This window comes from Thermococcus sp. (assembly GCF_027008145.1).
Taxonomy (GTDB): domain Archaea; phylum Methanobacteriota_B; class Thermococci; order Thermococcales; family Thermococcaceae; genus Thermococcus.
Genome location: NZ_JALTCZ010000182.1, coordinates 1 through 17,296, shown reverse-complemented (window position 1 = coordinate 17,296; position 17,296 = coordinate 1). Strand labels below are relative to the sequence as shown.

General features: G+C 55.1%; 21 protein-coding genes and 4 pseudogenes. 14 read left to right on the top strand and 11 right to left on the bottom strand.

Going from position 1 to position 17,296, the window contains the following annotated elements; translation table 11 throughout:
* The first annotated feature begins 285 nt into the window (after positions 1-285).
* From MVD07_RS09235 to MVD07_RS09225, 3 genes are read left to right on the top strand one after another with little or no spacing between them, the layout of a single operon-like run.
* The gene (locus MVD07_RS09235) at positions 286-597 is read left to right on the top strand and encodes a Gar1/Naf1 family protein (RefSeq protein WP_297501206.1); all 312 of its coding nucleotides are present in this window, start codon (positions 286-288) and stop codon (positions 595-597) included.
* Positions 594-1,511, top strand: a complete 918-nt coding sequence (locus MVD07_RS09230) for a transcription initiation factor IIB (RefSeq protein ID WP_297501203.1) — start codon at positions 594-596, stop codon at positions 1,509-1,511. The genes MVD07_RS09235 and MVD07_RS09230 overlap by 4 nt, the downstream gene beginning before the upstream one ends.
* Before the next feature lie 9 nt (positions 1,512-1,520).
* Positions 1,521-2,015, top strand: coding sequence for a metallophosphoesterase (locus MVD07_RS09225; protein WP_297501201.1), 495 nt, complete (start codon positions 1,521-1,523; stop codon positions 2,013-2,015).
* Positions 2,016-2,040: 25 nt separating this feature from the next.
* Here the strand turns inward: MVD07_RS09225 and hpkB are convergent, their stop codons facing one another.
* Complete coding sequence (gene hpkB / locus MVD07_RS09220) at positions 2,041-2,244, bottom strand: archaeal histone HpkB (protein ID WP_297501198.1); 204 nt, start codon at positions 2,242-2,244, stop codon at positions 2,041-2,043.
* A 353-nt stretch (positions 2,245-2,597) separates the two neighbouring features.
* Between hpkB and rbcL the strand changes: the two genes are divergently transcribed.
* Both rbcL and MVD07_RS09210 read left to right on the top strand, forming a co-directional pair.
* The gene (gene rbcL / locus MVD07_RS09215; protein ID WP_297501195.1) at positions 2,598-3,932 is read left to right on the top strand and encodes a type III ribulose-bisphosphate carboxylase; all 1,335 of its coding nucleotides are present in this window, start codon (positions 2,598-2,600) and stop codon (positions 3,930-3,932) included.
* Positions 3,933-4,002: 70 nt separating this feature from the next.
* On the top strand, positions 4,003-4,581 hold the full coding sequence (locus MVD07_RS09210; protein WP_297501192.1) for a thymidine kinase: 579 nt from the start codon (positions 4,003-4,005) through the stop codon (positions 4,579-4,581).
* Here the strand turns inward: MVD07_RS09210 and thrC are convergent.
* Entirely contained in the window at positions 4,561-5,742 is a 1,182-nt protein-coding gene (thrC, locus tag MVD07_RS09205) for a threonine synthase (RefSeq protein WP_297501189.1), read from the bottom strand. The two genes, MVD07_RS09210 and thrC, sit on opposite strands and share 21 nt — an antisense overlap.
* Positions 5,743-5,846: 104 nt before the next feature.
* Between thrC and MVD07_RS09200 the strand changes: the two genes are divergently transcribed.
* The gene (locus tag MVD07_RS09200; protein WP_297501185.1) at positions 5,847-6,443 is read left to right on the top strand and encodes an ArsR family transcriptional regulator; all 597 of its coding nucleotides are present in this window, start codon (positions 5,847-5,849) and stop codon (positions 6,441-6,443) included.
* Between the two features lie 26 nt (positions 6,444-6,469).
* On the opposite strand, the gene MVD07_RS09195 is transcribed toward MVD07_RS09200, so the two are convergent.
* Entirely contained in the window at positions 6,470-6,673 is a 204-nt protein-coding gene (locus tag MVD07_RS09195) for a 30S ribosomal protein S17e (RefSeq protein ID WP_297501212.1), read from the bottom strand.
* 113 nt (positions 6,674-6,786) lie between these two features.
* On the opposite strand from MVD07_RS09195, the gene MVD07_RS09190 reads away from it, so the two are divergent.
* Positions 6,787-7,206 (top strand): DUF371 domain-containing protein, encoded by a 420-nt coding sequence (locus tag MVD07_RS09190; RefSeq protein ID WP_297501182.1) that lies wholly within the window; start codon positions 6,787-6,789, stop codon positions 7,204-7,206.
* Between the two features lie 230 nt (positions 7,207-7,436).
* Here MVD07_RS09190 and MVD07_RS10965 read toward each other — a convergent pair whose 3' ends face one another.
* From MVD07_RS10965 to MVD07_RS09170, 4 genes and pseudogenes are all read right to left on the bottom strand, one after another.
* On the bottom strand, positions 7,437-7,640 hold the full coding sequence (locus tag MVD07_RS10965) for a hypothetical protein (RefSeq protein ID WP_366078505.1): 204 nt from the start codon (positions 7,638-7,640) through the stop codon (positions 7,437-7,439).
* Between the two features lie 151 nt (positions 7,641-7,791).
* Positions 7,792-7,968: a hypothetical protein gene (locus tag MVD07_RS09180; protein WP_297501177.1), complete on the bottom strand. Its 177-nt coding sequence runs from the start codon at positions 7,966-7,968 to the stop codon at positions 7,792-7,794.
* Between the two features lie 114 nt (positions 7,969-8,082).
* Positions 8,083-9,939, bottom strand: coding sequence for a glycogen debranching N-terminal domain-containing protein (locus tag MVD07_RS09175; protein ID WP_297501209.1), 1,857 nt, complete (start codon positions 9,937-9,939; stop codon positions 8,083-8,085).
* 1 nt (position 9,940) lies between these two features.
* Positions 9,941-10,855, bottom strand: a pseudogene (locus tag MVD07_RS09170) (fucose isomerase); the annotation flags it as partial.
* 33 nt (positions 10,856-10,888) lie between these two features.
* Between MVD07_RS09170 and MVD07_RS09165 the strand changes: the two are divergent.
* The 3 genes from MVD07_RS09165 to MVD07_RS09155 are packed head-to-tail and all read left to right on the top strand — an operon-like array spanning position 10,889 to position 13,430.
* Positions 10,889-11,080: a TOBE domain-containing protein gene (locus tag MVD07_RS09165; protein ID WP_297501174.1), complete on the top strand. Its 192-nt coding sequence runs from the start codon at positions 10,889-10,891 to the stop codon at positions 11,078-11,080.
* A gap of 10 nt (positions 11,081-11,090) precedes the next feature.
* Positions 11,091-12,107, top strand: a complete 1,017-nt coding sequence (locus tag MVD07_RS09160) for a TrmB family transcriptional regulator (protein ID WP_297501171.1) — start codon at positions 11,091-11,093, stop codon at positions 12,105-12,107.
* A gap of 9 nt (positions 12,108-12,116) precedes the next feature.
* Positions 12,117-13,430: a glycerate kinase gene (locus MVD07_RS09155; protein ID WP_297501168.1), complete on the top strand. Its 1,314-nt coding sequence runs from the start codon at positions 12,117-12,119 to the stop codon at positions 13,428-13,430.
* Positions 13,431-13,807: 377 nt separating this feature from the next.
* On the opposite strand, the pseudogene MVD07_RS09150 reads toward MVD07_RS09155, so the two are convergent.
* Positions 13,808-14,643: pseudogene (locus MVD07_RS09150) on the bottom strand (radical SAM protein).
* Positions 14,644-14,680: 37 nt separating this feature from the next.
* Here MVD07_RS09150 and MVD07_RS09145 point away from each other — a divergent pair.
* Both MVD07_RS09145 and MVD07_RS09140 read left to right on the top strand, forming a co-directional pair.
* A complete protein-coding gene (locus MVD07_RS09145; protein WP_297501165.1) occupies positions 14,681-15,328 on the top strand; it encodes a SprT family zinc-dependent metalloprotease in 648 nt (215 codons plus the stop codon).
* Positions 15,325-15,744, top strand: a complete 420-nt coding sequence (locus MVD07_RS09140; RefSeq protein WP_297501162.1) for an NfeD family protein — start codon at positions 15,325-15,327, stop codon at positions 15,742-15,744. The genes MVD07_RS09145 and MVD07_RS09140 overlap by 4 nt, the downstream gene beginning before the upstream one ends.
* Here MVD07_RS09140 and MVD07_RS09135 read toward each other — a convergent pair.
* Positions 15,677-16,114, bottom strand: a complete 438-nt coding sequence (locus MVD07_RS09135) for a hypothetical protein (RefSeq protein WP_297501159.1) — start codon at positions 16,112-16,114, stop codon at positions 15,677-15,679. The two genes, MVD07_RS09140 and MVD07_RS09135, sit on opposite strands and share 68 nt — an antisense overlap.
* A gap of 66 nt (positions 16,115-16,180) precedes the next feature.
* Here MVD07_RS09135 and MVD07_RS09130 point away from each other — a divergent pair, with 66 nt between their 5' ends.
* Entirely contained in the window at positions 16,181-16,609 is a 429-nt protein-coding gene (locus MVD07_RS09130) for a CoA-binding protein (protein ID WP_297501157.1), read from the top strand.
* A gap of 72 nt (positions 16,610-16,681) precedes the next feature.
* A pseudogene (locus MVD07_RS09125) lies at positions 16,682-16,756 on the top strand (hypothetical protein); the annotation flags it as partial.
* A 9-nt stretch (positions 16,757-16,765) separates the two neighbouring features.
* On the opposite strand, the gene MVD07_RS09120 reads toward MVD07_RS09125, so the two are convergent.
* Together MVD07_RS09120 and MVD07_RS09115 are read right to left on the bottom strand one after the other, a co-directional pair.
* Entirely contained in the window at positions 16,766-16,888 is a 123-nt protein-coding gene (locus MVD07_RS09120) for a hypothetical protein (RefSeq protein WP_297501215.1), read from the bottom strand.
* A 3-nt stretch (positions 16,889-16,891) separates the two neighbouring features.
* A pseudogene (locus MVD07_RS09115) lies at positions 16,892-17,296 on the bottom strand (site-specific DNA-methyltransferase); the annotation flags it as partial.

The following is a 17,296-nucleotide window of genomic DNA, read 5'->3' as shown; positions in this document are numbered from 1 at the left end:
CCACTTCTCCGGAAGGGAGGAAAAGCCCGTCAGAATCTCGACGGTGCAGAACCTGCTGAGGACGAGGGCAGAATAGTACGCACCACCGCCGAGTCTCTCCTCGACCTTGGGCCCCTGTCTTATTATATCCTTGGTGACGTGCCCGATCACGAGGCATTTCATTTTTGATATCCCAATCTTTTATTTTTTGACGCCTTCCATTAAAAACCTTTCCAAAATGACCGAAAACTTTTTAAGGCAAAAAAGCGAAAGGCTTATAAGTAGGTGTGATTTTGGGGTGGGGCTATGAAGCGCCTCGGTAAGGTTTCTCACTACGCCAAACAGGGCTTCCTAATTGTCAGGAGTGGCTGGGTTCCTTCGCTCAACGACTCCATTGTTGACAAGGAACTGAAACACGTTGGGGTGGTGAAGGATATTTTTGGTCCCGTCAATCATCCCTATGTGGCCGTGAAACCCCATGTGAAGAATCCGGAGCGGTACGTTGGTACTCTTCTCTATGTTGATCAGAGGAAGAAGAACGGTAAGAGTGGGAAGGTCAAAAGGTTCCCTGGCAGGAGGGCCGGGAAGAGACGCCCCACCCCCAGGAGGAGGGGGTGAGAGCTATTCAGAAGAGGGTCTGCCCCATATGTGGTTCTACCGAGTTTATATACGATCCGCGTAGGGGTGAGATAGTTTGTGCCAGGTGTGGTTACGTTATTGAGGAGAACGTTGTCGATGAGGGCCCCGAATGGAGGGCCTTCGACCCGGATCAGAGGGCAAGGCGTGCGAGAACCGGTGCGCCGATGACGCTCATGATACACGACAAGGGCCTTTCCACGGACATAGACTGGCGCGATAAAGACATCCACGGCAACCAGATAACCGGCATGTACAGGACGAAGATGCGTCGCCTGAGGATGTGGCAGAGGAGGATGCGCATAAACGACGCAGCTGAGCGCAACCTCGCCTTCGCCCTGAGCGAGCTCGACAGGATGGCTGCTCAGATGCGCATGCCCAGAAGGGTGAAGGAGGTTGCCGCTTCCCTCTACAGAAGGGCCGTCATGAAGAAGCTCATCCGGGGGAGGTCGATAGAGGGCATGGTCTCCGCAGCGCTCTATGCTGCGTGCCGCATGGAGGGCATTCCAAGGACTCTCGACGAGATAGCGGCCGTTTCGAAGGTCTCGAAGAAAGAAATCGGGAGGAGCTACCGCTTCCTCGCGAGGGGCCTCAGCCTCAACCTCCGTCCGACGAGTCCAATAGAGTACGTTGACCGCTTTGGTGACGCACTTGGAGTCGGCTCCAAAACTAAGGAGCGGGCCAAGGAAATCCTCCGCGAGGCAATAAAGAGGGGGATAACGAGCGGTAAAGGTCCCACAGGACTCGCCGCCGCGGCCCTTTACGTTGCCTCCCTTCTCGAAGGCGAAAAGAAGACTCAGAGGGAAGTTGCTGAGGTTGCCCACGTCACAGAGGTTACCGTTAGGAACAGGTATAAGGAGCTCGTCGAGAAGCTTGACATAAACGTCCCGATATGAGGGATTAACTTGCTGATAGCGGTAACGAGCGACACCCACTATGGCGACAAGACGGACAACCTTCCATCCCTTCTCTTGGAAGAACTCAGGCGGAGAAAGCCTGAACTCATACTGCACGCCGGGGACGTTACCTCCTCGGAGCTACTTGAGGTTCTTGAGGGGATGGCCCCGACGATAGCGGTCAGGGGGAACGCCGATTATCTAAAGCTCCCGAAGGAAGAAATCGTCGACGCGGGAGACTTCAGGATAGGCCTCATCCACGGCCATCAGTTCTTTTCTCTCAATGCCCAGTTTTTAACCCTTAAGGCCCTTGACATGGGCGTGGATGTCTTGGTTTTTGGTCACACTCACAGGTTCTACCACGACTCGTACTTCCTCCACGGCCAGAGGGTTGTTCTCCTGAATCCGGGTTCTCCAACGTTTCCCAGAATGGATTCGGCCGGTTTCGTGTTCCTCGAAGTGAGCGGAGAAAACATCCGCGTCGAGAGGATAAAACTTTGGTAAAGCTAAAAAGGCAGAAAAAGAGCCATCAGCTCTTGATGGCAAGCTTTATGTCCTCGGCCTTGACGGTCTTTCTGCCGGCATGCTGGGCGAGGGCGACGGCCTTCTTGGAGATCTCAAGGGCCTTCTCCTCAAGGTGGTCGGCAAGAACCTTGGCTGCCTCCTCGCTGACGCGGGCGGCACCGGCCTTTCTTATAAGTCTGTCAACCGGGGCAATTGGAAGCTCGGCCATTCACAACACCTCCATCTTGTTGTTTTGCAGGTTTCTGCGTTTTAAATTAAGTACAAAGCCCTATATAAACTTTTCGGAAAAGAAGGCTCTAGAGCCTGATTTTAACTTGGTTTTCAGTCGATCGTCGAGAACTGGTCATCAACCGCCCACCTTTGGACTTTATGCAAAAACAGTAACTCCGTAGCCGAGATTGAAGGGGATGCTGAAAGAGCATTGATGCCTTGCTGGAGCCCTCTTCTCCCCCGAAATTAGTGGACATTTCTGGATCCTAACCGATAGAAATGGCCATGTTTTTCCAGTAGGGTTTTTATAGGGTAATGGTGAACACTTTAGGCATCGGGAGGTGTCTAGGAATGGTTGAAAAGTTTGACAAGATATACGACTACTACGTTGACAAGGGCTACACGCCAAACAGGAAGAGGGACATAGTGGCTGTTTTCCGGGTTACGCCCGCTAAGGGCTACACAATTGAGCAGGCCGCTGGAGCAGTTGCCGCCGAGAGCTCGACGGGAACATGGACAACCCTCTACGAGTGGTACGAGAGGGAGAGATGGGCCGACATGTCCGCTAAAGCCTACGACTTCGTTGATATGGGCGACGGGAGCTGGATAGTCAAGGTTGCTTATCCCTTCCACATCTTTGAGGACTACAACATGCCTGGCTTCCTTGCGAGCGTCGCAGGCAACATCTTCGGGATGAAGCGTGTTGAATGGCTCCGGCTTGAGGACATTTACCTCCCTGAGAGGTTCCTCAGGGACTACCCGGGCCCGACCTTCGGTATCGAGGGTGTAAGGAAGAAGCTCGAAATCTACGGCAGGCCCCTCTACGGTGTTGTGCCAAAGCCCAAGGTCGGCTACTCTCCGGAGGAACTCTACAAGCTTGCCCTCGACCTCTACACCGGTGGAGCAGACTACCTGAAAGACGATGAGAACCTTACCAGCCCCTGGTACAACCGCTTTGAGAAAAGGGCTGAGGTCGTCACCAAGGCCATGGAGAAAGCGGAAAACGAGACTGGGGAAAAGAAGACCTGGTTTGCAAACATAACTGCACCAGTACTAGAAATAGAGCGGAGGCTTGAGATACTGGCCGATTACGGCGTTCCTCACGCCATGATTGACATCGTTGTCCTTGGCTGGGGCATCCTCGACTATATCAGAGATCTTGCCGAGGACTACGGCATAGCCCTCCATGCCCACAGGGCAATGCATGCTGCCTTCGACAGGAACCCCTACCACGGCATCTCGATGTTCGTCATAGCGAAGCTGGCCAGGGTCGTTGGTGTTGATCAGCTCCACGTTGGCACTGCTGGAGCAGGAAAGCTTGAGGGAAGCAAGTGGGAGGTCATACAGTACAAGAAGATAATCACCGAGGATCACTACGTTCCCGGTGAAAACGACGTCTTCCACATGGAGCAGAAGTTTTACCACATGAAGCCGGTCTTTCCCACGAGTTCTGGCGGACTTCACCCCGGCAACATTGAACCCGTCATAGATGCCCTCGGAAAGGACATAGTTCTGCAGCTCGGCGGTGGAACAATGGGCCACCCCGACGGGCCGAAGGCGGGAGCAATGGCTGTAAGGCAGGCAATAGATGCCATGATGCAGGGAATCCCGATTGACGAGTACGCGAAGACCCACAAGGAGCTCGCTCGCGCCCTTGAGAAGTGGGGCCACGTCACTCCGGTCTGATCTTTCTCCACATTCTTCCATGTTTTGTTGTCTCTCCGCCTCCTTCCCACTAGGCTGGGGTGTTAAGACAATGCATCCGGGCGGGTTCCTCGAGGTCATAACAGGCCCCATGTTTGCGGGAAAGACGACCGAGCTGATAAAAAGGGTCGAGCGCCAGGCCTTCGCCAGGAGGAAGGTTGCAATATTCAAGCCCTCGATAGACGACAGGTATTCAAGGAGCAACGTTGTTGCCCACAACGGGCTGAAGTACAGAGCCTTTGTCGTTCCGACCAGCGAGGAGGGCGTTGATCTTATACGCGATGTCACTCTGAAGGAGGGGTACGAGGTCATTGGAGTGGACGAGACCCAGTTCTTTCCTATGAGCATCGTTGAAGCCTTGAATGGGCTTGCTGATAATGCGGTCTACGTCATAGTCAGCGGCCTCAACCTCGACTTCAAGGCCGAGCCCTTTCCAGTCATGAAGGAGCTCTTAGCCAGGGCAGACAATATCGTCTACCTCACAGCGATTTGCACGATCTGCGGAAGGCCTGCAACGAGGAGCCAGAGGTTAATAAACGGAAAGCCCGCCCCGCGGGATTCACCCGTTGTCTTGGTGGGCGGAAGCGAGAGCTACGAGGCCAGGTGCAGGCTACACCATGAGGTTCCCTGAGAGTATCCTCTCCCAGGTCTTCACATCCTTGAGGCCGTGCCCTGTGGCCACAACAACAACGGTCTCGTCCTTTTCTATTTTCCCTTCCTCGCGCATTTTTTCTGCCAGGGCCAAGGCTGTTGCTGAAGACGGCTCGACGAAGATTCCCTCCCTACCGAGCATCAGGCCGGCCTCTGCGGTTTCCGCGTCGGTAACACTACCGAGATACCCTCTGCTCTCGTTCACGGCTTTTATGACGTTCTCCCCGTCTACAGGCTTTTTGACGGCTATGGCGCTTGCTATTGTCGAAACCTTCTTCTCTATTCTCTCCACAGGCTTTCCAGTTTTCCACGCTTTCACCACTGAATCGTAGCCCTCAATCTGAACTCCAGCGATTCTCGGGAGGTCTTCTATAAGGCCCACCCTGTAGAACTCCTTGACGCCTTTCCATATTGCCCTTAGGTGGGTCCCGGCTCCTACCGGGACGACTATCCAGTCCGGGACATTGTAGCGGAGCTGATCGAGGATTTCGAAGGCCGTCGTCTTCTGCCCCTCGACGCGGTAGTGGTAGTTACCGGTGAGGTAGTAGCCCTCTTCTGTTGCTTTCCTCTCTGCCTCAGCCAGTGCCTCGTCGTAGGTCTTTCCGTAGACCTCAACCCTGGCTCCGTAAACCCTCGCCTGGGTGAGCTTCTCTTCCGGGGTTCCCTCTGGGACGACTATGGTTACCTCCAGGCCAGCCTTTGCGCCGTAGGCGCTTATCGAGGCTGCCATGTTTCCGGTCGAGGCGACTATCAGCCTTCTCGCGTGGAATTCGAGGGCCTTAGTAACCTCCACGCTGGAGCCCCTGTCCTTAAAGGCCCCGGTCGGGTTTTCTCCTTCATATTTGACGTAGAGCTTCTCAAAGCCGAGCTTTTCCTCAAGGCGTTTGGGCCTGTAGAGTCTTGTGCCTCCTTCGTTTAAGGTGACTATCCTCTTGAGGTTCTTAACCGGCAGGAACATCCAGTACTTCCAGACGTGGGGGCTTTCCCTGAACCAGGCGTCGTCGTCCTCGATTAGGTTTGCTATGTCCTCGTAATGGTAGGTGACGTCAAGGGGCGCCCCGCACTTGGGGCACTTGTAGATGCCGGACGCCAGGGGGAATTCGGCGCCGCAACGGGTGCAGACGAGCTTCTTCTCAAACATCCTTACCACCTGTTAGTGTTTTGCAGGCACTCTCACTGAAGCCTATACCGGAAAGGTTTAAAAACTTCTTTTCTAACTTTAGGTTAGGGAAAGGGGGTGAGAGCATGGAGTCAAATCCAGACATGGGGAAACTGCTCGACATACTGGGCAACGAGACACGAAGGCGGATACTCCTCCTGCTCACCCGGAGGCCGTATTTCGTCAGTGAGCTGAGCCAAGAGCTTGGTGTTGGCCAGAAAGCTGTCCTTGAGCATTTGAAAATACTTGAAAGGGCCGGCCTGATAGAGGGTAGGGTCGAGAAGATACCCCGCGGAAGGCCTAGGAAGTACTACACCATAAAGCGTGGCTTTAGGCTGGAGGTTCTTCTCACGCCCTACTCCTTTGGCACGGAGATGTATGAGCCAAAAAAGCCCAGAAAGACCGAGGAGTACGCCCAAGTTAGGGAGCTTATAAAATCAACTGAACCCGTTGAGACCAAGATAGACGAACTGCTAGACTTTCTTGATGATATTGAAAAGCGTGTTGACGAGGCCCTCAGGATGAGGCATGAACTTGAGGAAGTCCGCCTGCTGGTCGAGACCTACATCGAGGGCCTCCTGAGGAGAGTCGCCCAGGAGAACGAGAGGGAGCTCGAAAAGATTCTCCGGGAGTTTGGCCCTAGACTACCGAGAAAAATCTTAGAGGATCTGGAGGATTTTTAAGAAGTCGCTGAGGGAAGGTGGAGGGATTAGAGGATTTTACCCTCTTCCTTCATCCTCACGAGCCTAGTTATATAGCCAGCAATCCTGTTCCTGATGGTCTTGCTCGTGACGTTGGTGAGCTCCTGAACTACCTCCTTGTTGTGTTCGAAGTCCCTCGCAAACTTGTCCGGATACCTGTCAAAGAGCTCACGAGCGGTTCTCTTAATGAAGGTCTGCTTTATGTTCCCCATTCCCATCACCTCATCATCTTGACCCTGACAGCCGTATCTCACATCAGGGGAGTCCTTTTAAAAGTTTTCGCGCCTCTGGTTGAAGTTTATAAGGTTAGCCTCCAACGGTCTCCATGCTGAGGGAGGTAATTCACTGCAGGGGGCATGAAAACGTCAGGGCAACCCACAGGTCAACGCTGGAGTTCACGAAGGAGGACTACCTGACGTCAAGGGGGGACTGCATACTCTGCATCGAGGCAGACAGGGGACTAAACGAACTGAGCGAGGAGTTCAAGCGGGCCCTTAGGGAGGGGAGAAAGCTCATCGTCAGGATTAAGGTCAATAATTTCGTCGACGAGGTCGTTGCTTACGGAGACCCCAATTTAATTCTCGACCACGAGTACTCGATGGTCATCAGGAAGAGTACCCACATAGACGCCAGAACCCTCGCGGTAAGGGCGAACAAGGCCGCGAGGGACATAGACCGACGCATCGTGGAGCTCCTAAAGAACCCCGAAGTCACGGCAGAGATAGGGCTGATCATTCTGGATTGACCTTTTGTTTCCCCAGCGCTCCGATCGCGAGACCAACGTACCTGTCGGCCCCGCCGTAGTAGAGGTAGAGCCCCCACCTTTTTCAAAGAGGGTCTCCGCAAAGACCACGTTGTCCACCCAGCCCTTTTCTCCCACTCAAACTCGGGTTTGAGGATGGGCTTTTCGCTTCTCCAGAGGAGCTTTTTCGGGTCTTCCTTATCAAAGAGCGCCACCTGGACTGTGTAGAGCCGTTACCCCCCAGAAGGCCTCGTTGTGTACGAGGAGTATCCCCTCACCGGTGGGTACAGGGGGCCCGGTTCTACGAGGTGGCCCCTCGGTGTTAGAACGGGCTCTTTCTCGTACTCCCAGTGGAGCAAGTCCTTTGAGTGAGCCAGCCAGACGTTTGAATCTCCAAAGTACATGATGTAGCTACCCTTGAAGAGCCCAGACTTCATCCTCTCCGCTAAAATTGCCCCACTCTTCGTCCAGTTAGCCTTCCGTTCTTCTCGAAGGGGAACCCCTCGAATAGGGGGCCGTATTTCCTCCAGCCCAGGAGGTTCCTTGAGGTGCTCATGCAGAGCCTCGCGGTTTTCCCGTCGTAACCCGTTAGTAGGTCTTTCCAACCTTCATGACCCTCGGGTCCTCAACTCCCGCCTTCTCCCAGCCGTATTCGGGCTTCATGACCGGTTCAGGATGCCTGACGAAGTTTATCCCGTCTTCGCTCAGGGCAAGTCCAATTCTCCCGGTAATTTTATCCCCCTTCGTCTCGGCCCGGTAGAGCATGACGAAGGTTCCCTCCTGAAAACTACCCCTGGATTGTAGCTGTTCTTAGAGTCGAAGCTCTCTTTAGACGGCGAGAGAACGGGTTTTGGAAGCTTCCTGAAGGAGGAGGTAAGCTCAGGGGGGCTCAACCTCGACCCCTCTGTTGGCCCGTATCATGTATTTCCGCCCCCTGAAGGTCACCCTGACGAGGAAGTTAACGCCCTCGGCGGGCCTGACCGTTAGCTCATCTTCTGCCTCCATTCCCAGGATGGCAGTAACGAGGGCGAAGAGACTTGAGGCGCTCCAGGCCTGGGGTGAGTTGGCCCTCGGAACCGGCACGAGGTCGTTCAGCCCGCTGTAGAGCTCGGGTAGCTCTCTCCAGGGCATGAGCTTGGCCGTCTCAAAAATCCCTTCGGCGAGTTCCTTCGCGAGGTCGGTTCTTCCAATCCTCGCCAAACCCAGCGCTATCAACGCGTTGTCGTGGGGCCACACGCTCCCTCGGTGGTATCTGAAGGGGTTATAGGCCTTCTCTTTAGAGCTCAGCGTCCTTATCCCGTGCGTTGAGAGCATATCCGGCTTGAAAAGCCTCTCTGCTACCTCCCTCCCGTGCTCGGCTACTCCGGTCAGTAGGAGGTGTCCCATGTTGGAGGAAACGACGCGGAGCGCTCTTCCGTCCCCATTCAAAGCTAATGCGTAGTAGTTGCCAACCCAGAAGTCGCGGTTGAACCTCTTCTTCAGCTTCTCCGCCTCCCTGAGGAGCATTTTTGGGTCAAGGTCGGTAAGCTCGAGCTCCCCGGCAAGCTTCAGTGCCCAATAGGCGTATCCCTGAACCTCGACGAGTGCTATGGGGGGCTTTGCGGGGTTTCCGTCCTCGTCAACTATCGCGTCCCTCGAGTCCTTCCACCCCTTGTTCCCGAGTATCCCGGGAACGTATGTTATGTACCCATCCCGGAGCTTTTCCAGTATCCACTTGACGGCCATCGTGATGTTGGGGCGGAGCTCCTCGATGAGCTTTTCATCCCCCGTCCAGCGGAGGTATTCCCCGGCCAAGGCCACATACAGGGGTGTGGCATCGACGGTGCCGTAGTAGGGGCCGAAGGGTACCTTTCCCGACTGGGCCAGCTGTCCGAGGCGGAATTCGTGGGGTATCTTTCCGGGTTCTTCCTCGCTCTCCGGGTCATTCTTCCTCCCCTGTATCGAGGCGAATAGCTTGAGCGTCCCCCCCGCGTAGCCCGGGTAGTAGGGCAGGAGGAAGAGGGAGGTTATTATCGCGTCCCTGCCAAAGGGACAGGCGAAGTAAGGCAGACCAGCTAGGGGCACCGGGCCGTAGACCGTTGAGAGCGTTAATGCCTTCAGGTTCTCAACCGCCCTTTCGAAGGCTCCATCGAGGGCTACCGAGCCCGTGGAGACAGGGTTTTGAAGGCTTACCCCCTTCTCACCCACTATCCCCGATGCCCTTCCGCTGATTCCGGGGATGAAGCGGACGAAAAAGCCCGCCTTTTCCCCGGGTGAGATTTCGATTCTGGCTCTGAGGTTCTCCCCTTCCCTCGTGAGGTTGCTCTCAATTCTCAGCGTTCTCTCCTCCGTCCCAACCCTGCGGGAGTAGAAGCCCTTCCCGGGGAGGGCGACCTCTTCCTTGAGCCCCATGAAGCCTCTGCCCTGAAAGATGTCCTCTATGGGTGCCTCGTAGGTGTAGAGAATCGCAACGCTTAGAGGCCTTTCGGAGGCGTTGTAAATGAGGAACTCCTCTGAGTAAGAGCCGTCAAGGGTTCTCTTCCTGACGAGGATTCCTTCATCACCGATTGAGAAGTAGGAAATTCCCTCCCTGAAGGTCGAGGAAGCGCCGATGAACTCCGGCTCGGGCTTCACGCGGAGGACTGCCTTCCTAACGAACCGCGTGTCGAGGAGATAGAAGCCGTAGTATCTGTCAGTCATGTTGCCTTCCTCATCGGTCAGGGCGAAGGCCCCGTTGTTCGAGAGGGTTACGCGCATCCTACCCACCACTGATGAGCCTCACTTCAGCTTTCTCGGCAAGGTTTATGTCCTTAACCCCCCATAGCCTCGCCACGAACCTCAGCTCCTCGCGGTAGTCGCCGGGCACCAGTGAGAGGTGGTTCGCTCCCATGGCCGAGATGAAGCTTTCCTTGTCGAGGGGGTTCCTTATAGCTGTGTGGGGCCACTGCTTGCCCCACTTGAGCTTCGACTCTATTTCCTCGGTTATCTCAAGGCCCTCAGCCAAGAAGTAGAGCAGGAAGTACTCTCCTCCCTTCCTTACGAGCCTCGCAACCGTGAAGGTCGCCTTTGGAGTCCTGTAAGTTAAAGCCCCCCCGCTAGTCCCCTGGCACTGACCCTGTAGGGTTGTGGCTTTGAGGTTCTCCTCGGGGTTCTCGCTGAGCCTTGCGTAGTAGAGCGATGAAGCGCCACAGTTAGCTATCATAATGATATCGTCGTCCACGTACTTTATGTCGCCGAAGAGGGGTGGCTTCCCGCTCAGGTAGAAGAGTAGCGCCGAGCTTACCGTCCCCTTGACATCGCCTTCGCATGTGGCCGGGATAACGTCTTTTTCTCCTTCTGCATCGAGGTTGAAGGGAAACAGCGCTGGAATCAGGCAGGCAGTGACGCCGTAAACCTCGCTCAGCTCGGGCTGACACTTTACCGAGACGGCTGAGACGCCCTTATATCTCTTAAAGCTTTCTTTAGCCCCAAGGTAGAGCGCTATCTGTCTTCTCAAAACCTCTGGGGTTAGCATCTTTCCGTCAAAGATAACCTCAGCCTTGGAGGTCAGCCAGCGGTAGAACTCTTCCACGCGCGAGCCTTCCTCCAGCAACTCCTCGGCTTTCTTCACGAGCACATACTGGTCGAGAATGATGAAGTCGCCGACGATTCTCTTGAGCCTCGGGAGGGTGTCTCAACCCTTGAACACGTCAGCAGGGCTGCCGAGATGGAAGGGATTATAGACTTCATCGAGGCCTTGGGAACGGACACCATAATCCACACCAAGGTCGGCGGCAACCTCATCAAGGTGAAACTCCCAGGTCACATACCGCTTCCAGTTGGAGAAAAGATTAAAATAGAGGTTGACCTCGACAACATCCACGTCTTTGACAGGAAAACCGAGAAAGCGATAATCTGAGGGGTGCCTAATGGAGGAGAGGGAGCTCAGAGCCCGGCTGAGGGAGCTCGGACTGAACGAATACGAGGTCAGGGCCTACATCACCCTCTTGAAGAACGGCCCTCTCACTGCTGGGGAGCTGGCAACGCTCTCTAAGGTGCCACAGCCGAGGATATACGACGTCATAAGAACTCTGATGGCGAAGGGGTTCATCACCACAACCCCAGGCAGGCCGATGAGGGCTGTACCCCTCAGCCCCGAGAAGGTCGTTGAGGCCATACGGAGGCGCTACAACGAGAGGCTTGAGGAGCTTAAGACCGAGCTTGAAAGGCTCTACACCCCCCACAAGGAGATAGGGAGCGTAACTGTGATAAAGAGCCGTATCACCTTTGAGGAGCACCTTGAGGAGGCCATAGAGAACGCTATGCATCACCTCAGCATCGCCATTCCGGCCGGACTGCTTGGGAAGATGGAAGACCGGCTCAGGAAAAAGAAGGTCGAAAAGGCTGTTGTGCACCTCTTCGTCTACGGCTCCGGGGAAATCCCGCCTGTGGCGAACGAGATACGAGCCCGGGAAGTCCCCGATCCCATAATCGTCATCCAGGACAGGGAGATGGGGGCTTATCTCCCCTACGAGGCCCTCGACTCCGGCAGTTCGCTCCACGGCTACGGCCTGATAATAAGGGACAACCACCTCCTCTTCATGCTTGACCGCTACTTCTATCACGCCCTCTGGCCGACGGGAAAGGTCGTCTACAGGGAGGAGAGGAAGCTCGAGCTACCTAAGGAGTACGTCCACATCCGCGACCTCGTTGACGACATCAGGGAGTTTGGGCTGAGGGGTGCTGTGGTTGAGATCTTCGGGAGGTTCATCCGCTCAAAGGTTCCTGTCCACATAAAGGGCAGGATAGTGGACTTCTTCGAGAGTGAGGGTAGGGTTATCTCCAACATAACTGTTGAGACAGAAGAGGGCCAGAAGTACGTGATAGGCGGCTGGAACGCATCCCTTGAGGACGTTGAGGCCGAGAGAATAATTCTCTTGGGCTGAGGTGTTTGGATGGACGCTAAGGCACTTGCACTCACGATAATGAATGAGGCCATAAGGAGCGCCGACCCCTACACCGCCGTCAGGAAGAGCCTCAGGGTCGAGGATGGGAAACTGGCGGTTTTAGGAAAGGAGTTCGAAATCGAGGGCAGGGTCTACCTCCTCGCCTTCGGCAAGGCAGCCTGCGCCATGGCAAGGGCAGCCCTTGAGCTCCTGCCGGTGGAAGAGGGCCTTATAACGACGAAGTACGGCTACGCGGGGAACTGTCCCAGAAGGGAGGGGGTTAGGGTTATCGAGGCAGGTCACCCCGTTCCCGACGAGAACTCCCTCCTCGCTGGAAAGCTCGGCCTTGAGCTGGCGGAGAAAGTCGGAGAAAATGACATACTCCTTGTCCTCATCTCAGGGGGCGGTTCCGCACTCTTCCTCCTCCCGGAGGACGGGATAAGCCTTGAGGACAAAATAAGGACGAACGAGCTTTTGCTGAAGAGCGGGGCGAGGATATACGAGATAAACACCGTCAGAAAGCACATCTCAAAAGTTAAAGGCGGGAAGCTTGCGAAGCGCGTTGGGGGGACGGTGATAAGTCTAATTCTCTCGGACGTTGTCGGCGACCCGCTTGAGGCCATAGCTTCCGGCCCAACCGTGAGAGACCCCACCACGTTCCAGAATGCCTACAGGATCCTGAGGCTCTACAACGTCTGGGAGAAGTTGCCGGAGAGCGTTAAGAAGCATATGGAACGCGGTCTTGGAGGAGAGGCCGAGGAGACGCTGAAGGAGGATCTGCCAAACGTTCACAACTTCATCGTTGGAAGCGGTAGGACTGCCTGCGAGACGGCCTGGAGAAAGGCCAAGGAACTCGGCCTCAACCCGCTGATCCTCACGACGACCCTTGAGGGGGAAGCGCGGGAGGTGGCGCTCGCAATAGGATCAATCGTCCAGGAGGTCTCTGACTGCGACAGGCCCGTTGAGAAACCAGCTGTTCTGATTGCCGGAGGGGAGTGGACGGTCACCATTGGAGGAAAAGCCGGTCTCGGCGGACCGAACCAGGAGTTCGCGCTAAGCATTTCCCGGAAGATAGCTGGCATCGACGCCGTTGTTTTGGCTGTAGATACCGACGGAACCGATGGGCCGACCGATGCGGCTGGAGGAATAGTCGACGGAGGAACCGTCGAAAGGCTGAAAAAATCTGGAATAGACGTTGAGGAAGCCCTCAGAGGGCACGACACCTACCATGCCCTTGAAAAGGTCGGTGCACTCCTCAAGATCGGGCCGACTGGGACGAACGTCAACTCGCTGGTGATCGCCGTAATCCCGAGGAATGATTGAGGTGGGGTAGAAGATTGGGCTGAGCAGGCGTGAGCTGATAAGGAAGCTCTGGCACGTCTCCCCCGGAGTCCTCGGATAATACTTTTCACTCCAAAGTGGACTACACTCACCATCGTCTGGTTTCTGGCTTTCCTCTACACCCTCCAGTACCTCAAGCTCCACCGGGGTTGGGAGTTTGAGGTTCCCATAGCGGGGCTGAGCTACAGGATGATGACGAGAGAAGACGAGTCCGACAACTACCTTGGCAGTTTCCTGTTTTGGGCCACGATGGGAATCGTCTATACGGTCTTCCCAAAGCTTCCTCCTCGAAAGCTTTCCTCTCCCTTCGGCCTACGACGAGTTCACCGTCCCCTTCACAACCGCGCTCCTGCTCTGGTTTATTTATGGCGGTTCCCTGCTCTCCTTGTTCTGGCGACCAAAGTCCCACGAACTCCAGCCCTCCGGTGGGTTTCTATTCCCTCTGCTTTCACTCCCAGTCCTTTTATCTCCCCCTTCAGCTCCCCCAGGAACTTCCGGAACCTTCGCCCATCGGTTAAAACCGCGTAGCTTTCCGGGTATTCCTCCATGAGGAGGGCCTGAAACTCCCTGCCCGCGGCGCGGAGGTTCAGGATCTCAAAGAAGTAGTGGCCGGCAAAGTCCCTCGTTTCCTCAACTATCACCCCAACATCGCTTATTCCCGGAATTATCGGACTGACGAAGGCACATGTTTTTAACCCGGCCTCGTGGAGCTCCTTGAGGGCGTTAACCCTCGCTCCGTGAACCGGAGAGAGGGGTTCAAAAAGTTTCTTATCCCTTCCAGTGAAGCCGTTTATGGTTAAACCGACCTCTATCGAGCGGAAGAAGGTAAAGATGTCAATGTCTCTCGTGACAAGCGGCGATTTCGTTAGGACGGCCAGCTCGTTCCTCTTGTCCATGTGTCTAAGAACCCTTCTCGTCAGTCCCAGCTGGCCTCCACCGGCTGGTAGGGGTCGCTCACTGTGGACATCACGACCTTTCCCTTAACGCGCTTCCTAGCCAGCTCCGGCGCGTTGGTCTTGACTTCTACCCAGCTCCCCCACCCACCGTAGTCCTTCCATCTCGTCAGGAACCTGGCGTAGCAGTACCTGCAGGCGAAGGCGCAGCCTACGTACTGGTTCACGCTCCAATCAACGCCTGGTATTCTGGAGCGGGTGTAGATGCTCTTCGCCATCCTCTCAATAACCCGAACCTTCATAAGTCCTCATCTTCAAAATTCCTTAAAAGGTGATAGGATGAACCTCGAAGTCCGGAGGAGGCCAGTTAAATACGCCCGCATTGAGGTGAAGCCCGACGGAAGGATAGTCGTCACGGCTCCAGAGGGTTATGATGTTGACTCCTTCGTTGAGCGTCACAGGGGCTGGCTTGAGGCCAGGCTCGGCGAGATAGAGGGGCTAAAGGAGGTGGCGGAGAAGGGCTTCCCGATAGATGGGGAGTTCTACCGGGTCATCAGGGGGAGGAGGGCGAAGGTTCACGAGAGGTTCAAGACCGTCGTCTTCTCAGCCTACGCCGACGAGAGCTTAGCTGAGCTCAAGGCCTTTCTCAGGCCGAAGATAATTGCCCTCGTGGACGAGTACTCCCGAAAGATGGACGTTTCTCCGGAGAAGGTCTTCATCAGGCATCAGAGGAGCAGGTGGGGAAGTTGCTCTCCTAAGGGCAACCTGAACTTCAACGTCCGCCTCGTCTCAGTTCCGCCGGAGCTCAGGGAGTACGTCGTCGTCCACGAGCTGGCTCACCTGAAGTACATGAACCATTCAAAGGCCTTCTGGGAGCTGGTCGGTCGCTTTTACCCAGACTACCGGGGCGCGAGGGAGGAGTTGCAGAGGTGGTGGAGCATTATAGAGCTCAACCCATACTGGCGGTGGCTCGGTGGGAAGGAATGAGAAGCCTTCTCAAGTTTATGGCGCTGATGGCCGACGAGGTTGTAGTGGGTCTCTTTCTCATCTGGGTGTTGCCGAGCTTCGGTGTTAAGGTTCCCCTCTGGGTGGTGGCGGTCGTCATAGCGGTCCTCCTGGCTAAGGATTTTCGTGTGGTGCCCTTCATCCTGCGCGGCGGCCTCAGCACCAGGCCTCAGATCGGCTCTGAGAGCCTGATCGGGAGAACTGCGGTGGTGGTTGAGGACTTAAAGCCTGAGGGCCTCGTTAAGGTTGACGGTGAGCTCTGGAGCGCCGTGTGTCTGAACGGGAACGCCATGAGGGGAGAAAAAGTTGCAATCGTTAGGGTAAGGGGAACTAGGGTTCTCGTGGAACGCCGAGCATCGCCAGAACCCGGACAACTTCCTCGGGATGGTTCGTCGTGAAGAAAACAGTCCAGCCCTTCTTCCGCCGTATCGTGACACATGCCTTTGCTGGGAGGGTGAAGTGGATTGTCCCGTAACAGCTCATCCAGCCCCTCCGAACCTCAAAGCCCGCTATGTTCTCGATGGAAACCGTCTTCCTGACTACGAGTCCGAAAAGGCCCCTTATTCTAACCTCGCGCTCGTCTATCTCGATTTTGATGATCATGATGTCCAGAAGGAGAACTGAAACTCCAAGCGTTATGGCGAGCATTATCCCAAAGTCCTCTCCCGCATGATATGTACCGTAAAGACCCGCGAACATCGCAAGGACTGGGATCAGAACAATTATCTGGAACGCCCTGCTCGTCAGGATCTCTTCGTATAGCGCCATGTTCCCATCGAAGAAACTTCTCGGTTAGAGTTTTAAACGTTGCTTTCCAAATCCCCTAGGATAGCCATGGTAATGAAGATGCCCGTTGACAGGTTGAGTGATGAGGAAGTTAGGAAAATACTGACAAAGTACAGGAGGATAGCCCTCGTAGGAGCTTCGTCAAAGCCGGAACGCGACGCCAACCAGGTGATGCGCTACCTGATTGAGAAGGGCTACGAGGTCTACCCCGTGAACCCCCGCTATTCCGAAGTCCTCGGGAGGAAGTGCTATCCGAGCGTTCTCGACGTTCCTGATGATGTGGAAATAGTTGACCTCTTTGTAAGGCCGGAGTTCACGATGGACTACGTGGAGCAGGCGATAGAGAAGGGCGCAAAGGTCGTTTGGTTCCAGTTCGGGACTTACAACAGGGAAGCCTTCAGGAAGGCCAAGGAGGCCGGCCTAATGGTGGTAGCCCACAGGTGCATGAAACAGGAGCACGAGAGACTCATCGGATAACTCCAAACGTTTAAAAGCTGGCCTTCTAATTTTAACCATACTGAAGAAATAATCGTCATTTATAAGGGCGATGTGATAATTCCTCTAAAAAAGCTGAACATACCTCCGGGTTCTCGGATTAAGATACTGATTGAGAAAGTGGAAAAGAGAGAACCACTAAAGGATCTCGGCTACCTCAAGCTCCTGCAGGAGGGAGATGATGCCGAAGAGCTCTTCGAGTTTCAGAGGATTTGAGAACCCCTCAACAACTGGTTGAATCCTAAAACGGACGTTCGGCATCGGCTAACCCCCGTACCTCAGCACGTGGATGTCTCTGATTAAGCGGTGCCTCTCCTCATAGTCTGTGTACCTTCCTAAAACCTCGAAGCCGAGCTTCCCGAGCCACTCCCTCTCTTTCCTGTAAATTCCGCCTCCGCTTAGCCTGTAAGCCGGAAAGACGAAGACCACCTTTCCTTTCCTCTTCAGCACGTTGGCAAAGCTCTCGAAGACAGAATAGTATAACCGGTCAAGCTCGTTGGTGAGTTTAACTGCCTCGCCCCTGCTCGGGTTCCTCCGGAGGGGTTTCCCGAGGTAGGGCTCCGTAACTATCGCGTCAAAGCGTTGCCTGAAACAGCGCTTCAGCTTCCTCGCATCGCAGACTTCTAAGTGAGCCGAGCTCCTAAGGTGAAACTCCTTCCTCAGCCAGGC

Bases quoted from the DNA above. Each gene is read 5' to 3' on its own strand.
- MVD07_RS09235 (WP_297501206.1), top strand. From the start codon at position 286: ATGAAGCGCCTCGGTAAGGTTTCTCACTACGCCAAACAGGGCTTCCTA.
- hpkB (WP_297501198.1), bottom strand. From the start codon at position 2,244: ATGGCCGAGCTTCCAATTGCCCCGGTTGACAGACTTATAAGAAAGGCC.
- rbcL (WP_297501195.1), top strand. From the start codon at position 2,598: ATGGTTGAAAAGTTTGACAAGATATACGACTACTACGTTGACAAGGGC.
- MVD07_RS09210 (WP_297501192.1), top strand. From the start codon at position 4,003: ATGCATCCGGGCGGGTTCCTCGAGGTCATAACAGGCCCCATGTTTGCG.
- thrC (WP_297501189.1), bottom strand. From the start codon at position 5,742: ATGTTTGAGAAGAAGCTCGTCTGCACCCGTTGCGGCGCCGAATTCCCC.
- MVD07_RS09200 (WP_297501185.1), top strand. From the start codon at position 5,847: ATGGAGTCAAATCCAGACATGGGGAAACTGCTCGACATACTGGGCAAC.
- MVD07_RS09195 (WP_297501212.1), bottom strand. From the start codon at position 6,673: ATGGGGAACATAAAGCAGACCTTCATTAAGAGAACCGCTCGTGAGCTC.
- MVD07_RS09190 (WP_297501182.1), top strand. From the start codon at position 6,787: ATGCTGAGGGAGGTAATTCACTGCAGGGGGCATGAAAACGTCAGGGCA.
- MVD07_RS10965 (WP_366078505.1), bottom strand. From the start codon at position 7,640: ATGAAGTCTGGGCTCTTCAAGGGTAGCTACATCATGTACTTTGGAGAT.
- MVD07_RS09180 (WP_297501177.1), bottom strand. From the start codon at position 7,968: ATGCTCTACCGGGCCGAGACGAAGGGGGATAAAATTACCGGGAGAATT.
- MVD07_RS09175 (WP_297501209.1), bottom strand. From the start codon at position 9,939: ATGCGCGTAACCCTCTCGAACAACGGGGCCTTCGCCCTGACCGATGAG.
- MVD07_RS09165 (WP_297501174.1), top strand. From the start codon at position 10,889: ATGGAAGGGATTATAGACTTCATCGAGGCCTTGGGAACGGACACCATA.
- MVD07_RS09160 (WP_297501171.1), top strand. From the start codon at position 11,091: ATGGAGGAGAGGGAGCTCAGAGCCCGGCTGAGGGAGCTCGGACTGAAC.
- MVD07_RS09155 (WP_297501168.1), top strand. From the start codon at position 12,117: ATGGACGCTAAGGCACTTGCACTCACGATAATGAATGAGGCCATAAGG.
- MVD07_RS09145 (WP_297501165.1), top strand. From the start codon at position 14,681: ATGAACCTCGAAGTCCGGAGGAGGCCAGTTAAATACGCCCGCATTGAG.
- MVD07_RS09140 (WP_297501162.1), top strand. From the start codon at position 15,325: ATGAGAAGCCTTCTCAAGTTTATGGCGCTGATGGCCGACGAGGTTGTA.
- MVD07_RS09135 (WP_297501159.1), bottom strand. From the start codon at position 16,114: ATGGCGCTATACGAAGAGATCCTGACGAGCAGGGCGTTCCAGATAATT.
- MVD07_RS09130 (WP_297501157.1), top strand. From the start codon at position 16,181: ATGGTAATGAAGATGCCCGTTGACAGGTTGAGTGATGAGGAAGTTAGG.
- MVD07_RS09120 (WP_297501215.1), bottom strand. From the start codon at position 16,888: ATGCCGAACGTCCGTTTTAGGATTCAACCAGTTGTTGAGGGGTTCTCA.